16 protein-coding genes are annotated in these 13,948 nt (G+C 71.4%); 8 read left to right on the top strand and 8 right to left on the bottom strand.

The genetic code is table 11. From position 1 onward, the window contains the following. The first annotated feature begins 414 nt into the window (after nt 1–414). The 5 genes from uppS to AB0F18_RS03070 all read left to right on the top strand — a co-directional run bounded on the left by uppS (nt 415) and on the right by AB0F18_RS03070 (nt 6,262). Nucleotides 415–1,116, top strand: a complete 702-nt coding sequence (gene uppS / locus AB0F18_RS03050) for a polyprenyl diphosphate synthase (protein WP_362054285.1) — start codon at nt 415–417, stop codon at nt 1,114–1,116. Next, nucleotides 1,117–1,980: a squalene/phytoene synthase family protein gene (locus AB0F18_RS03055; protein ID WP_362054288.1), complete on the top strand. Its 864-nt coding sequence runs from the start codon at nt 1,117–1,119 to the stop codon at nt 1,978–1,980. Then, nucleotides 1,977–3,497: an oxygenase MpaB family protein gene (locus AB0F18_RS03060; protein ID WP_362054291.1), complete on the top strand. Its 1,521-nt coding sequence runs from the start codon at nt 1,977–1,979 to the stop codon at nt 3,495–3,497. The genes AB0F18_RS03055 and AB0F18_RS03060 overlap by 4 nt, the downstream gene beginning before the upstream one ends. A gap of 40 nt (nt 3,498–3,537) precedes the next feature. Beyond that, nucleotides 3,538–5,016, top strand: a complete 1,479-nt coding sequence (locus AB0F18_RS03065; RefSeq protein ID WP_362054294.1) for an AarF/UbiB family protein — start codon at nt 3,538–3,540, stop codon at nt 5,014–5,016. Nucleotides 5,017–5,170: 154 nt separating this feature from the next. Continuing rightward, nucleotides 5,171–6,262: a kelch repeat-containing protein gene (locus tag AB0F18_RS03070; protein ID WP_362054297.1), complete on the top strand. Its 1,092-nt coding sequence runs from the start codon at nt 5,171–5,173 to the stop codon at nt 6,260–6,262. A 79-nt stretch (nt 6,263–6,341) separates the two neighbouring features. On the opposite strand, the gene AB0F18_RS03075 is transcribed toward AB0F18_RS03070, so the two are convergent. The 4 genes from AB0F18_RS03075 to AB0F18_RS03090 form a co-directional block, all read right to left on the bottom strand. Beyond that, the gene (locus AB0F18_RS03075) at nt 6,342–7,541 is read right to left on the bottom strand and encodes a GAF domain-containing SpoIIE family protein phosphatase (RefSeq protein ID WP_362054300.1); all 1,200 of its coding nucleotides are present in this window, start codon (nt 7,539–7,541) and stop codon (nt 6,342–6,344) included. A gap of 235 nt (nt 7,542–7,776) precedes the next feature. Then, on the bottom strand, nt 7,777–8,052 hold the full coding sequence (locus AB0F18_RS03080) for a hypothetical protein (protein ID WP_362054302.1): 276 nt from the start codon (nt 8,050–8,052) through the stop codon (nt 7,777–7,779). Nucleotides 8,053–8,222: 170 nt separating this feature from the next. Continuing rightward, entirely contained in the window at nt 8,223–8,432 is a 210-nt protein-coding gene (locus AB0F18_RS03085; RefSeq protein ID WP_362054305.1) for a hypothetical protein, read from the bottom strand. Nucleotides 8,433–8,436: 4 nt separating this feature from the next. Continuing rightward, entirely contained in the window at nt 8,437–9,027 is a 591-nt protein-coding gene (locus tag AB0F18_RS03090; protein WP_362054308.1) for a DUF5994 family protein, read from the bottom strand. Nucleotides 9,028–9,333: 306 nt separating this feature from the next. Here AB0F18_RS03090 and AB0F18_RS03095 point away from each other — a divergent pair, with 306 nt between their 5' ends. The 3 genes from AB0F18_RS03095 to AB0F18_RS03105 are packed head-to-tail and all read left to right on the top strand — an operon-like array spanning nt 9,334 to nt 10,375. Next, nucleotides 9,334–9,825 (top strand): DUF5994 family protein, encoded by a 492-nt coding sequence (locus AB0F18_RS03095; protein WP_362054311.1) that lies wholly within the window; start codon nt 9,334–9,336, stop codon nt 9,823–9,825. Next, complete coding sequence (locus AB0F18_RS03100) at nt 9,822–10,178, top strand: PRC-barrel domain-containing protein (protein ID WP_362054314.1); 357 nt, start codon at nt 9,822–9,824, stop codon at nt 10,176–10,178. The genes AB0F18_RS03095 and AB0F18_RS03100 overlap by 4 nt, the downstream gene beginning before the upstream one ends. Nucleotides 10,179–10,204: 26 nt before the next feature. Then, on the top strand, nt 10,205–10,375 hold the full coding sequence (locus tag AB0F18_RS03105; RefSeq protein WP_362054317.1) for a hypothetical protein: 171 nt from the start codon (nt 10,205–10,207) through the stop codon (nt 10,373–10,375). A 58-nt stretch (nt 10,376–10,433) separates the two neighbouring features. Here the strand turns inward: AB0F18_RS03105 and AB0F18_RS03110 are convergent, their stop codons facing one another. From AB0F18_RS03110 to AB0F18_RS03125, 4 genes are all read right to left on the bottom strand, one after another. Continuing rightward, entirely contained in the window at nt 10,434–11,225 is a 792-nt protein-coding gene (locus AB0F18_RS03110; protein ID WP_362054320.1) for an alpha/beta hydrolase, read from the bottom strand. Nucleotides 11,226–11,469: 244 nt separating this feature from the next. Beyond that, complete coding sequence (locus AB0F18_RS03115; protein ID WP_362054323.1) at nt 11,470–11,670, bottom strand: hypothetical protein; 201 nt, start codon at nt 11,668–11,670, stop codon at nt 11,470–11,472. A 74-nt stretch (nt 11,671–11,744) separates the two neighbouring features. Beyond that, nucleotides 11,745–12,815, bottom strand: coding sequence for an HTTM domain-containing protein (locus tag AB0F18_RS03120; protein WP_362054393.1), 1,071 nt, complete (start codon nt 12,813–12,815; stop codon nt 11,745–11,747). Nucleotides 12,816–12,861: 46 nt separating this feature from the next. After that, the gene (locus AB0F18_RS03125) at nt 12,862–13,395 is read right to left on the bottom strand and encodes a DUF5819 family protein (protein WP_362054326.1); all 534 of its coding nucleotides are present in this window, start codon (nt 13,393–13,395) and stop codon (nt 12,862–12,864) included. Nucleotides 13,396–13,948 lie beyond the last annotated feature (553 nt).

The following is a 13,948-nucleotide window of genomic DNA, read 5'->3' on the forward strand; positions in this document are numbered from 1 at the left end:
TGAAGCGTGGGTACCAAAACTGCAACCGAGATCGACAGTAGCACGCTTTGGCGTTTCTTGTGCGCCGAATTTTTGCTCGATGGTAAATGTCGTAGAAATTCTCCCCGCGGGGTTCGTCAAAGTCTCCGACCGCCGGGACAGATATTTCCCGCGATGTGACCCCTTCGAGTGACGGCGCAAGATGCGTGCGGCCGCTGTCGCGCAGGTCAGGCGCGGTGTGGCGGCTGGTTCCCCGATCTGTGGCGTGCTCGTCCCCGGGCGCTCTGTGAAACCGTTTCTCCGCGGACACGGGAAGGTCCGCTACACGGGGGACATGGCTGGTGAAAGGGAGGGTGGAACGACATGGCTGGTGCCTCGTTGTCCTTAGAGCCTCATTCGTCCGGGGGACGGTCGCCCCTGTGGGCGCCGGAGCGGGTGCCCGCACACGTCGCCTTGATCGTCGACGGCAACGGCCGGTGGGCCGCCCGTCGCGGGCTGGCCCGCAACGACGGGCACGCGGCCGCCGTGCCGCGCCTGGTCGACACCATCGAGGGGGCTGTGGAGGCGGGGATCCGGTACCTGTCGTTCTATCTGTTCTCCACGGAGAACTGGCGACGTGATCCGGAGGAGGTCGCGAGGACTCTGGAGATCATCGGCGGCTTCGTCACCGACCACCAGGCTGCGCTGCACGCCCTGGGGGTCCGTGCGCTGTGGTGCGGCAGGCGCGACCGTGTCCCTGACGCACTCGGCCGCACTCTCTCCGACTTCGAACAGCTCACTCAGGACAACCGGACCATGGACCTCGTCTTCTGCGTCGACTACGGCGCCCGCGACGAACTCCTCCGGGCAGCCGCCGAGTTGGCGCGGGACGCCGCCGACGGCCGGCTGAGCCCCGACCGCATCGACGTCGCGTCGCTGACCAGTCGGCTGTACCAGCCCGGCGTACCCGATGTGGACCTGCTCATCCGTACGTCGGGCGAGCGCCGGATCAGCAACTTCCTGCTGTGGCAGTGCGCTTACGCGGAGATGTACTTCACCGACGTCCTGTTCCCGGACTTCGACCGCTACGCGCTCCGGGAGGCGGTGGCCGACTACGCCGGGCGGGAACGCCGCTTCGGACGTGCGGGGGCGGCCTGAATGACGCCCGTGCCGTTGGCCTCGTACGGGGCCGTGCTGGATCGTGCCGGAGCCCACGAGGCCGCCCTGAGGAACGCCTACCGGGAGATGGCCCGCGAGGTCCGCCGGCTCGAACCGCCTTACTACGCGGCCATCCGGCTCCTGGCGCCCTCCCGGCTGCAGCCGCACATGCTGTGCGTGTACGCGTTCATCCACGCCACGGACCTCGCCTCCGACAGCGGGCCGGTCGCCCTGCGCCCGCAGCGCTTCCGTGCGTGGGAGGCCACCGTACGGGCGGTTTTCGCCGACCGGCGTGCGGAGGATCCCCGGCTGGCCGCCCTGCTGCACACCGTGGACCGCACCGGGTTGCCCGAAGCGTGGGTGACGGGCTTCGTGGAGGGCATGGCCGGCGACGTCGACTACCGCGACTTCGGCTCGGAGGCCGGCTTCCAGGCGTATGTGGACCGCGTCTCGCACCCCCTGATGCTCCTGCTCTGCGGAGTCCACCCCGGGTGCCGCACCCCGGAGGTGGTCCACGCCCTGCGCGACGCGGCCGACGCGGGGCAGCGCATCGACTGCCTCGGCGACCTCGCCGATGACGCGCGAGCGGGCCTCCCCTGCCTGCCGCACGCGGGCCGGCAACTGCGCGAGCAGCTCGAACTCGCCGGCGCGGCCCTGGGCAGGGCCCGCGAGGTCCTGCGGCTCCTGCCCCCGGAGTTCGCTCCCGTCATGACGGCGTACCTCGACGTGCAACGGATCCAGCTGCGGGCGCTCGAACGAGCCGGTGCCCGCCTGACGCGCACCACCGTCCGTACCCCTCTCCTGCCCTCGCTCAAGGTCCTCCTCGCCGCACGGCGACAGCCCATGGAAGGCGTCCTGTCATGACCGCACCCCTGTCGGCCTCCGAGCCCGAGGTCCTCATCGACGGGGCGGGGTTCCCCGGCCCCGGCTCGGTGACCTGGAGCCTGCTGGGCCAGTGGCGGATGGCGCTGGTGATGCCCCGCCTGCTGGTCCTGCAGGCGGCTCACCCCGTGGTCGGTGCGGGCCTGGCGAAGCACTCCACGTACCGCACCCATCCCTGGCGACGCGTCGACCACACGCTGATCAGCCTCCAGCGTTTCGTCTACGCCCCACCCGCGCAGCGCAGCCAGGAGGTGCAGCGCGTCCTGCGCGCCCACCGGCGCATCAAGGGCACCGACGAACGCGGCCGGGCCTACACCGCCGAGCAGCCGGAGGTACGGGCCTGGGTGCTCGGCACCGTGTTCGAGGCGATGAGCAGCATGGAGCGGCTGTCAGGCCGGCCGCTGTCGGCCGACTACGAGGCGCGGCTGTACCAGGAGTGGTGTGCCACCCTGGGCGCCTTCGGTCTGGACCGCGACCTGCTGCCGCCCCATGTCGACGGGTTCTGGGAGTACTTCGAACGGATGCAGCGTGAGGTGCTGGAGGACAGCACCGAGGTCCGTTTCCTGATGCGGGACATGTACCGGGGCGCGGCGACGCCGTCGATGATGGAGTGGTGCCCGCCCCTGTGGGCGCTGATGCGTTCCTCCGCCGGGATGCTGATGCCCGGCGCGGTGGCCGCACAGCTGCCGCGGACCTATCGGGAGCGCCTCCACCTGCACGTGGGTCAGGCCGACAGCACGCTGTCGCGCACGGTGCACCGCGCCGCGCGCGTCGCGATGGAACCGCTGCCCGTGCGCAACCGGTACATGCCGATCGCCGCCGACGCGATGACCGGCCGGGCCCCCGGCCGGCCGGACGAGGCCGGCCCCGACGGCTCGGGGTTTCCCGGCGCCGGCCTGCTGGCCCGGCCCCTGGGGCTGGTCCGGGCGGTGGCCTCGGCGGCCTTCCGCGGGCCGGACCACGACTCCAGGGCGGACCGTTTGGGGCGCTTCTTCTCCCAGGTGCTCGACCAGACCGGCGACGGCCGGATCGACGCCCTCGACCTCCAGGCGATGGCTCGCGCCCTGTGCTGGCAGCTGGAGCTCTCCCAGGAGCAGGAAGACACGGTGTACGCCGGATTCACCGGATGGTGGGAGCACATGCGCTCCACCATGGACACGGACGGCGACGGAGGCATCGGCAAGGACGAGTGGGTCACCGCCATGCTCCGCAACTGCGACGCGGACCCCGGATATGTGCGCGACGGCGTACACCGGGCCGTGCGCGCCATGTTCGAGGCAGTGGACACCGATGGCAGCGGGACGATCGAGCGGCACGAGTACCGCACGGTGTTCGCGGGTGGCCGTGTCGACCCCGGTGACCTCGACCGCGGCTTCGACGAACTCGACGTCGACAAGGACGGCACGATCACGCTGCCCGAATTCCTCGACGGTTTCACCGCGTTCTTCATGGCCCGGGAATCCCGCGTGTCCGGCACCCAGCTGCTGGGGCGGTCCTGAGTCGGTGGCCGTCGTCATGGAAGCGGTGCGAGGGGTTGGGGTGGCCCGGCTCGCCGGACTGCTCGCGCAGGACGTGCTCACGGCCCAGGGAGGCGCCGACAGGGCCGAGCGCGGAACGGACGTGCAACGCTACCGGGCGCGCCGGATCCGGAAGACGATGGAGGCGCTGGGGCCCTTCTACATCAAGGTCGGCCAGGTGCTCGCCACCCGGCCGGACCTCGTCTCCGGCTTCCTGGTGACGGAGCTGGAACGACTGCAGGGCACGGTGACGGCCGTGCCGTTCTCCGCTTTCGAGCCGGTACTGGAGGCGGAGCTGGGGCGCACGTGGCGGAAGCTGTTCCGCGAGGTCGACAGCGGCCTGCCCTGCGGCTCGGCGTCGCTGGCCCAGGTGTATCCCGTGGTGCTGCACGACGGCAGCCACGCGGTGCTGAAGGTACAGCGGCCCGGGGCCGAGGGCCGGATGCGGGCGGACATGGCGGCGCTGAGCCGAGCGGCCCGGCTGACGGGGCGCGCGGCCCCCCGGCTCGCCGAGGTGCTGGACCTCGACGCGGTCCTGCAAGGGATCTTCGACTGCATGCGTCCGGAGCTCGACTTCACCTCCGAGGCCGCGCACATGGAAGACGGCCGCCGGGCGGCCGAGGGCTTCCGGTACCTCACGGTCCCCGCGGTACGGCAGGCCGGACGGCGGGTGCTGATCCAGAGCGTCGCGCCCGGCCGGGCGCTCAGCGCCGGGGCCGCGGACGACCTGTGCGAGGAGCAGCGCGAGCGGGTGGGCGCCGAGCTGCTCACGTACATGTACCGGGGGTACTTCGTCGAACACTTCTTCCACGCCGATCCCCATCCGGGCAACGTGTTCCTGCACCCCGAGACGGGGGCGACCCTCATCGACTGGGGGATGGCCGGCCGCATCGACCGCCACACCGGGATGCTGGGAGCGCTCGCGTTCACCAGCATCGCCCAGAACGACGCGCGCGGCCTGGCCGCCGCCTGGCTCGAACTCGGCCGGTCGACCCCGCGCACCGACCTGCCCGGATTCCGGGATGATCTGACGCGCGTGGTGCCGCGGCTGGCCGCCAGCCGACTCGACGGCATGAACTTCGGCTCGGCCCTGTCCACGGTCCTCCGGTGCGCCGCCCAGCGCGGGATCCGTACCAGCCCCACGATCGGGATCCTGGGCAAGTCCATGGCCAACGTCGAGGGCACGGTGCGGGCCATCGCCCCGAACCTGGCGGCCGCGGAAGTGTTCCGGGAAACGCTGATGGACGTCATGGGCGAGCTCGCGCGGAAGTACCTCTCGCCCGAGCAGGCGGCACGGCGAGGCCTGGAGCTGATGGCGGTGGGCGACAGCGCCCTGGACGAGGCGCGCTCCGCGCTCCGTGTCTTCGCCGGGCGGGACACCACGGGGGCAATGCGGCCGGGCGGCGAGGGGCGCGACCCCCTGACCCGCTACGGCAGCGCGGCGGCAGCGGGCGCGTTCGCCGCATGGGCGCTCCACCAGCTGACGCGCCACGCCCGATGAGCCCTGCGGGCTCGGCCGTTTGCCCCAGCTACGGGTGCGGCCGGGCCGTACCGATGCCAGGTTCGGATGAAAAGTCCCCTGGTATATGGATCGGAGGCGCTCCATGCATGGTGATCGCCGGTGCAGAACGCGGGTCCGGATGCTGCTCGTCGCGTTGTCGGTACCACTGCTCGCCCTGACGACGACGTCCGCGAGCGCCCAGGGCGCCTGGCTGAAGGTGCCCGACCTGCCCACGGCCCGCTTCGCGCTCGCGGGGGCGAGCGCACCCTGCCCCAAGGACGTGGAAGGGCTCAAGGGCACCTGCGTGTATGCCATCGGCGGCCGCAACGACGCGTCACCCAGCCTGGGCACGGTGCAGGCGTACAGCCCGGCCACGAACACCTGGCGGACGCTGCCGGACCTGCCCACTCCCCGCTCGGCGGTGGCGGGGGCGACCGCTCCGTGCCCGGAGGACGTGGAAGGGCTTGAGGGTACGTGCGTGTACGCCGTCGGTGGGCGCACGACCGACGCCGTGGACGCGGTGGAGGCGTACAGCCCCGCCACCAACACCTGGCGGAAGCTGCCCGGCCTGCCCACGGCACGCAGGTTCGCGGCAGCGGCCACCGCGCCCTGCCCCCAGGGCGTCGAGGGACTGCGCGGCCTGTGCGTGTACGCCGTCGGAGGCAGTTTCAGCACCACCGTGGAGGCCTACAGCCCCGCGACGAACACGTGGCGGGCACTGCCCCCGCTCAGCATCTCCCGCGACGCCCCCGGGGCGGCGGCCGCGCCCTGCCCCCAGGGCGTCGAGGGACTGCGCGGCCTGTGCGTGTACGCCGTCGGCGGCTTCGACCTCGGCAGTGGCAGCGTCCTCGACACGGCGGAGGCGTACAGCCCGGCCACGAACACCTGGCGCCCGGTGGCCTCGCTCGGCAGCCCCCGCGTCGCCCTGGCCGCATCGGCCGCACCGTGTCAGACGACTGACACCAGACACCCGAAGAAGTCCTGCGTGTACGCGGTCGCCGGCTTCAACTTCACCGCCCTCACCCTGAAGACGGCCGAGGTCTTCAGCCCGGCCGCGAACTCCTGGAAGCCGCTGCCCGAACTGTCCACCGCCCGCTTCGAACTGGCGTCTGCCACCGCACCCTGCCCCAGGTCCACCCGAAGCCCCAAGCACACCTGCGTCTACGCCATCGCCGGCGCCGGCCTCACCCCGGACGAGGAACGCACCGCCCTGAGCTCCGTGGAGGCCTTCCCCGTCACCGGCTGAGGGCGGGACAGCACGAGGGGCGCGAGTCGCCGACCGCTGCTTCAGCGCCCCTCCTGGCACGTTGTGGCACGGCGGCGGATCAGCCGCGCCACTCGACCAGGACGAGAGTGGCGTCGTCCGAGGTGGCCTCGCCGCGTGCCCGCTTGAGCGTGTGGGACAGGTCCCGTGCCACCGCTCGGACTCCTCGGTCCGCCTTCTCCAGCTGGTTCACCCAGTCGATCAGCTGGTCCTCGCCGAACTGCTCCTGCCCGCTCTCGTGCTCCTCGATCAGGCCGTCGGTGAAGCAGAGGACGCGGTCCCCCGGTTCGAGCGTCACACTGCTGACCTGTGGCTGTGCTCCTCCGAAGCCGACGGGGAGGGTGGTGGGGCTGTCCAGGCGGCCCAGGACACGGTGCTCGCGGATCAGGACGGGGGCGGGGTGTCCCGCGTTGACCCACTGGAGACGGCCGGTGGCCGTGTCCAGCCGCATCATCTGCGCGGTGACGAAGTGGTCGGGGGCGAACTGCTCGGTCACCGCCCAGTCCATGAAGAGGTAGATCTCGGACAGCTCGACGCTGATGCGGCGGGCGTGCCGGTACGCGCCGATGGCCACGGTCGCCATGGTGGCCGCGTCCAGGCCGTGGCCCATGGCGTCGATCATGGCGAGGTGGAGGGTGTCGCCGTTCAGGGCGTAGTCGAAGCTGTCGCCGGCGACGTCGTAGGCGGGTTCGAGGACTCCGGCGACGGCGACGCGCGGCATGGTCATGGTCAGCGGTGGCAGGAGCGACCACTGGATCTCCGCGGCGACGCTCATCGGCTCCCTGCGTCGGGTACGGAAGAAGAGGTCGGTGTGGCCGTTCTTCGTCTGCAGGAGGTCGGCGACCAGCCCCGCGATCCTGCGCAGGATGCGGCGGTCGTCCTCGTCGACCGCGTCCAGGGTGACGGCCAGGACGCCGGCCTGGTCGCCGCCGTCGAGCAGCGGTAGGTGGACGCGTACCCCGTCGGCCAGCGCCGTCTCGACCGGGCGGGAGGTGAGGAAACACCGGCCGGCCTCCGAGCCGTCGATGGACAGCGGCTCGCCTCCCGTCAGCCCTTCGGCGAGCAGGGGAACCAGCCTCTGCTGCCCGTAGTCCTGGAGCAGGATCTGCGGATTCCTGCCGCCCAGCCGGCCCACCGTCTCGGCGACGACCAGCCCGATCCGGTCGGGCGGCAGCTCGTGCGCCCGGTCCAGGATCGTTCCCAGGAGCCCCTCCCCGAAGCTCTCCGAGCGATCGGGTTCCCCGAGCCGTCCGACGGCCATCCCGTTGCCTCCAACCGAGCGGCGATGACCTCGTCCGGTCCTGCCGTACGGGGCCGGCTGCCGAGGCCGCGCGGCGACCGGGTACCGGAGCGGCCCGCACCAGAGATGTGGCCTCCAGGATGCTTCCCGGCGGCAGGACACGCCACCCGGCCACCGTGCGGGGACACCGGTCGCAGGTGGCCGGGTCTCCCCTTCCGAGCCCTTCCGGGCCCGCCGGGTCCGGAGGCGAACCTGCTCAGTCGCCCTCTTCCTCCTCCTCCGCTTCCATGAGGCGGATGCCCTGGTGGGTGAGCGAGACCATCGCGGGCGTGTTGCCCGGTTCCCAGTCGACGGTGACCAGTCCCTCGCCCGCGAGGTAGGAGCAGGCGGCGGCGAGGTCCTGCTCCGGGATGCGCAGGTCGTGGCTGAGCGCGGCTCCGGTGATGCCGAGCAGGCGGTTGCCTTCGGCGGCCGTGTAGAGGGCCTGGAGGATCTGCCGGCGGTACCGCTGCCGCTCGTGGATGGTCGCCATGGCCGCGTGGTCCTGTCGTCGTGTGGTGGCCGTTCGTGGCCGGTCAGGGTTCCTCGGTGGGGTGCAAGGCGGCGTGCTCCGGTCGGGACGAAGGCGAGGGGCCGGCGGGCGGGGTGTCCCTGGTGCCGGGTGCCCCACCCGCGGCCTTCGGCCGGAGGAGCGGTCTGCGGTCAGGGCCAGGTGCCCGCAGGCCGGCGATGGGCGATCCGTTCGGGCGGCCTGGGGTGGCTGTGGCCGGGGGGACGGCTGAGGGAGGGGTAGGGGTCGCCGAAGTGGTGGGCCGCTATGCGTGCGTCGTGCTCGGCGTTGAGCCGGTGGATCAGGCGTGTGCCGAGCGCGATCAGGAGTCCGGCTGCCAGGAGCGTGATCGCGGTCTCCATGTCCTCACCTCCCGGTGTGTCCCGGCAGCGCGATCATCCGCGCGCCGACGACGGGGTGCGCCGCTGGGTGCGGCCGGAGCGCCGGGGCGGCCCCGCCCTCGGCGTCCCAGGCGTCTTCGCTGCTCCGTGCCTCCCGCATGCGGCGGTCGGCCACGGCCTCGCCGGACATCAGCGAGCCCGCGGTGAGGACGCTGCCGGGGAGGGCGGCGGCGGTCATCAGCCGGGCCGCGGAGGCGGGTTCGGTCTCGGGGGGTATCACGAGCAAGTCGCAGCGGCCGGTCGTGTAGGACAGCAGGATGACCTTGTCCGGGTCCTGCTCGGTGAACCAGCCCACGTGCAGGACGTGGCCGGTGGCGGCGACCTTGTGCGGGACGACGGGCCAGTGCTCGGGGTTCACCAGGACGCGGGTGATGCGGCCCCAGCGTCCTTCGAGGGCTTCGGCCAGCGCCGGCAGCTCGGCTGTCAGGTCGCGTGAACGGGGCCACCAGGCACCGTCGAGCCGACCGGCGAGTGTGGTCTTGGGGGTGAGCGACAAGCGGGCCGGGAGTCCTGGGGTGAGGGCGCGGTTCGCTGTCCTGTCGAGGGTGGTGGTCATGGCGGACCTGCCCCCGGACCGCCCGCCGGCAGCCCGGTTTTTCGTGTTCCCCGGAAATGACACCTGCGTGGAAGCTGGTGCTCGAAGTACTTCCGGTACTTCCAGGGTACGTCTGATCAGTCCGTTTCCGGTCTGATACGGGGAGGTACTTCCGGTTCGTGCGGACCCGTGTGCGGCGACGGGCGGACACGCGGGAGCAGGGGTTACCGTGAAATGACGGCACGGTCGCCCCGCCGGCGGCCTGTCGCCCCCCGGGCGCGGCCGTGACGGGCCGCGGCACCTCACCCGTAGACGAGCGGATCCATCATGACCGACTCCGACATCCCGCCCCCGTTGCTCTTGCCGGACGAGATCCACCAGGCGGTGCGCCCCGGTACGGCGCTGCTCCGGCTGGAGACGACGCACTCCCGGCAGGGCGTCCTCGACGGGGCATGGTGGCCGCGCACCCGAGACGTGGAGCAGGAGGTTCCCGCGCTGGTGTCCGTGCTGACCGAGCACCTCGGCCCCATCACCCGGGTCGGCCTGGACGCCACCGCGTGGGACGGGATTCCGACCCGGCTGGTCATCGACGACCGGGTCGTCCACCTCGACTCGTTCCCCGTCGGCGACGACACCGTCCTGATCACCCGCGGCGACAAGGACCACTTCGCGCTGATGGTGGTGCCGCCGGACACGGAGCCCGACGCCGCCCGTACGGCCATGGCCCGCGCGGTCCACGCCGACAACATCACCCAGGCCACCGAGCTCCTCGTCGCCCCACTTCCCCCACCCACGCCCGAACAGGGAGGAGCGACATGATCCAGATGGCGGACATCCGCGAGTGGCGCGACCAGGACGTGGTGGACCCCGACGGCCACAAGATCGGCGAACTGGAATCCGTCTACGTCGACACCAGTACCGACGAACCGGCCATGGCCACGGTCCGCGTCGGCCTGCCCACCCGCCACCGCCTGGTGTTCGTCCCCCTGGAGGGGGCGACGGTCGGGCCCGGGTACGTGCGGGTGGCCCACGACAGGAAACTGGTGAAACGGAGCCCCTCCATCGGCACGGACGGTGTCCTGCCCTTCGAGGACGAGGAAGCCGTCTTCCGCCACTACGGCCTCGCCTACGAACCCGGTGCGAACGGCGAGCGCCAACTGGCCCGACGCTGAACCCCGACGCCCGGGAGGCGGCCCCCATGACACTCTTCCTCGCCCTGATCATCGTCGCGATCATCCTGGGCCTCATCGGCGCCGTCGCCGACGGACTCCTCTTCCTGCTCTTCATCGGCATCGCGGTGCTCGTGGCAGACCTCCTCTACCTGGCCCTGCGCACCCGCCGCTCCGCCCACCACCGCCCGCTCCGGTGACCTCCGGCCGGTGACCTCGGAGGCCGCGGGACGCCGAGGTCACGCCGCCGGAAGGCCCTCACAGGCCGGTTCCCAAGCGGCCGAGGAACCTTTCGACCACCGTCGCCAGGGCCTGCGGACTTTCGTCGGGGGCGAAGTGACCGGCGTCGTCGAAGACCTCGAGCTCGGCGTTCGGATACCACTGCAGCCACGTGGATCGCATGGTGTCGGGGCTCATCGCCGGGTCGCTCGCACCGGCCACTACGAGCACTGGCGTCGCGTTTCCCTTGACCAGCTCGTGGATATCGGGGCCGCGCGTCCAGGATTCGAGGTACGAGCGCAGGGCCGCCTGCGAGGAGCGTTCCGAGCCGTTCACCCTGGCGTCCAGCCACGCGTCGTCGTGCCGACTGCCGGTGAGGGCGTCGAAGATCGTCCTGCGGTTGCCGGAATCCGCCACGGCCCCGGCGAACAGCTCCCACATCTCCCCTTCGAGCGGGAACCCGGACGCGGGCACGGGCGAGATGCCGATGATCGAGCGGATCCGTGAGGGGGCGTCCAGCAACAGCTGCTGGGCCGCCTTGCCTCCCATGGAGTGACCGATGACCGAGAAGGCGTCCCAGCCGAGGTCGTCGGCCACGGCGAGGGCGTCCGCCGCGATTTCCTCCATCGTGTACGTACCGGGGGTGTCCATCGCCTCGCCGTACCCACGGCAGTCCACGAACGCGTAGCTGAACGCGCCTCCGTCCAGGTGCTGCCGCAGAGGGCCGAAACTCGACCTGTCGCTGAGCCAGTGGTGGAGGGCGATGACCCGCTCCGGACCGCTGCCCTGTACCTCGTACGGAATGACGTTTCCCGCTCCATGGTTTGCCACGAAGTGGGGTCTCCCCCGTCGGGCCCGGCCCGGAATCCCGTCGGCCGGAGGCTTCGCCCCAACGGCCTACAGGGAAACCGGGCCGGACCGCCGCGGCAGGTCTTTCGCCCGCGGAGGGTCGCCGCGACCACAGCGCGGTGCCGGCGTGTCGCGCGGGCCGGTCTTCTTCGGAGCCGGGGAACGGAGCCCGGCCGGAGTGACGGTGAACCGGCCGGGCTCCGGGCGGGGGCGAGCAGTGCGCCGGTCAGAGCCCCTCGTCGTGCAAGTCCTCTTCGCGCAGCAGGTCGTCCTCGCGGCGGCGCGAGGACTCCTCCTGGCCGGGCTTCTGTCCCCTCTCGCGGGACGACTTGCCGGGCTGGGGCTGCGCGGGGTCTCCCGGGCGATGGTGTTCCTGCGCCTCACGGCCCTTGCCCGGCTGCTGACGCTTGTCCTGCCTACCGTCCATGACGGCGACTCCTCTTGATGCGTGGGGTACGGATTCCTCTCGGATCACGCTGACACGCACTGCGACGGTCTGCATCATGTCGACTGCGAAGCGAGGCACCCGGATGACGCTCCCCCGTGTGGCAGCGTCGGAGGCGGCGCCTGCTCAGGCAGGAGTGGGGGTTCTCCCCGTACCGGAGCCCGCGTCTTCCCTGAGCCCGGCGGCCGGGAAGACCGTGAACACAGACGCCCCACGGACCGGTAGAAGCGGTCCGGAAGGAACACGGCATCCGCGACGACCATCACTCCGGAGAAGATCGGAAGCCCCAAGAGGACCGCGATGGAGAGGTGCAGGCTCACCAGCATGATCAGGACGGGGTACTTGAGCCTGCCGAACAGGACGAACGGGAACGCGACCTGCAGCAGCACCGTCAGGTAGCCGGCGATGGCGAGCCCGACCGGGTGTTCGTCCAACAGGAGGGACAGCGCGGGCCACGGCCGGAAGAGGTCGAGGTTCAGCACGTAGTGGAGGGCGGTCCCGTTCCCCCAGGAGCCGCCCTGCACCTTGTACAGGCCCGCGCATCCGTAGAGGAAGCAGACCTGGGCGGCGATGACGAACATGCCGCAGTTGTGCAGCACGCTGCTCGCGGTGTCGCGGAACTCGCGCAACCGGCGCCGGTGCCGGCTCCCGTCCCCCGCCGGACTCGTCTTCTTGCGCGCGTCCAGGGACCAGCGGCGGCCGCAGGCGGTGAAGACGAGGTACACGGCCATGAGGAGGAAGAGGCTGTCGCCTCCGTCCGTCATGAAGATCGCTCGGGCGTGGAACGACGCCACTGCGATCGCGAACAGCACGGACACCGCTCTGGTCCGCCACCCCAGCATGAACAGTGCGGACGTCACGACGGCCGACGCGTAACAGGCCTCGAAGTACGTCCGGCTGTCGGACAGAGTGAGGATGCTGAACCAACCGGTCTGGTCGAACAGCTGCCGCGCCAGCGCAGGCGTCCACGGCGCCCCAGGACCCCAGATCTCGTCGCGGTGCGGAAACTCGCGCAGCAGGAAGACGAGGTAGAGCAGCCCGTACCCGATGCGCAGGACCGCCGCGGCGTACAGGGAGACCGGCCGCTCGATCAGCAGGGCAAGGAGCGTGCCCATGCGGTCGAGCATGCTCTGCCCCGCAGGTCGGGCGGGCACGGCTGCTGCCGGTGCCGGCTCAGTCTGTTCCATGGGGAGCCACCTTCCACCAAGGCAGGTAACGGGTGTCGATGGGCGCCGCCCGGCGGGTGGCGCCCGATGCCTCCGGAGCAGCGACGGGGAGCGTGATCACCCGCAGCTGGATGGAGTCGAAGGAGCCGCGCCGATGCGCGGCGACTCGGTCCGCCGCGATGTTGCGCAGGTACGTCCGCATCATCACGGCCCGCTCCGAATGCGGCTCGTCGTCACCGCCGAACGCTTCGAGGTAGGAACTCCAGGCCCGGCGCAGCGTGTTCTGCGCCGTGTGGCTGGGGAAGGGGGCGTGCTCGACGGCGGAGCCGTCCAGGGCGCTCAGGTCGAACCAGCCGCTCACCCGCACGCTGCCGTCAGGGGCGGTGCGGCTGGTCCTCACCGAAATCTGTCGGTTCGCCGACTCCGGATCCGGGGCGAAGAGGCGCCAGTTCTGCTCGAAGAGCGGATAGACCCACGCGTTGATCGGCCCGCTGTACAGCTGTGAGACGGCGTTCGCCGGCGCCACGTGCAGGAAGATCACGAGAACGTGGATCAGCGTCGTCGCCAGACACAGGACGACGAAGGCGCCTGTTCCGACTCCCAGTGGGCGGCGCGGCCCGGATTCACCCGAGTGCGACTCCGGACCGCTGTCGGAGCCCCCTGTCGTCGGCCCGGCTCCTGAGTGCTCCCTCTCCTCCACGTCCGTTGACGCGACGCCACCCGGCACGACCCCACCCGGCCTTCCCATCCCGACTGCTCATCTGTCCGCTCCTTCCGGCTTGCGCGGGCGGCGCGCGCCGAACCGAGGACGATCCGCCGCGCGCCACCCGTCCTACGCGTGTGCCGCGTGTGACTGCCCGGGTTATTCAGGCCGTCGGAGCTACGCGCGGCTCACCGTCTTCAATCCGCTCCGCGTACGGAGTGGGTCACTCGTTCCAGTCGTCGCCCTCCCCGTAGCCGGGCTTGGGCTGACCGTGGCCGGGACCCTCTGGGTGCCCGTGGCCGGGCCATTCGGGCTTGCCGTGGTCTCCGTGGCCGGGCCATTCGGGCTTGCCGTGGTCTCCGTGGCCGGGCCATTCGGGCTTGCCGTGGTC

This window comes from Streptomyces sp. NPDC029216, assembly GCF_040648015.1.
In the GTDB taxonomy this organism is placed as follows: Bacteria; Actinomycetota; Actinomycetes; order Streptomycetales; family Streptomycetaceae; genus Streptomyces.

Excerpts from the sequence above, each read along its gene's own strand:
- AB0F18_RS03060 (WP_362054291.1), top strand. The coding sequence starts at position 1,977 with ATGACCGCACCCCTGTCGGCCTCCGAGCCCGAGGTCCTCATCGACGGG.
- AB0F18_RS03090 (WP_362054308.1), bottom strand. The coding sequence starts at position 9,027 with ATGACCACCACCCTCGACAGGACAGCGAACCGCGCCCTCACCCCAGGA.
- AB0F18_RS03080 (WP_362054302.1), bottom strand. The coding sequence starts at position 8,052 with ATGGCGACCATCCACGAGCGGCAGCGGTACCGCCGGCAGATCCTCCAG.
- AB0F18_RS03095 (WP_362054311.1), top strand. The coding sequence starts at position 9,334 with ATGACCGACTCCGACATCCCGCCCCCGTTGCTCTTGCCGGACGAGATC.
- AB0F18_RS03115 (WP_362054323.1), bottom strand. The coding sequence starts at position 11,670 with ATGGACGGTAGGCAGGACAAGCGTCAGCAGCCGGGCAAGGGCCGTGAG.
- AB0F18_RS03075 (WP_362054300.1), bottom strand. The coding sequence starts at position 7,541 with ATGGCCGTCGGACGGCTCGGGGAACCCGATCGCTCGGAGAGCTTCGGG.
- AB0F18_RS03100 (WP_362054314.1), top strand. The coding sequence starts at position 9,822 with ATGATCCAGATGGCGGACATCCGCGAGTGGCGCGACCAGGACGTGGTG.
- AB0F18_RS03105 (WP_362054317.1), top strand. The coding sequence starts at position 10,205 with ATGACACTCTTCCTCGCCCTGATCATCGTCGCGATCATCCTGGGCCTC.
- AB0F18_RS03085 (WP_362054305.1), bottom strand. The coding sequence starts at position 8,432 with ATGGAGACCGCGATCACGCTCCTGGCAGCCGGACTCCTGATCGCGCTC.
- AB0F18_RS03055 (WP_362054288.1), top strand. The coding sequence starts at position 1,117 with ATGACGCCCGTGCCGTTGGCCTCGTACGGGGCCGTGCTGGATCGTGCC.
- AB0F18_RS03120 (WP_362054393.1), bottom strand. The coding sequence starts at position 12,815 with ATGCTCGACCGCATGGGCACGCTCCTTGCCCTGCTGATCGAGCGGCCG.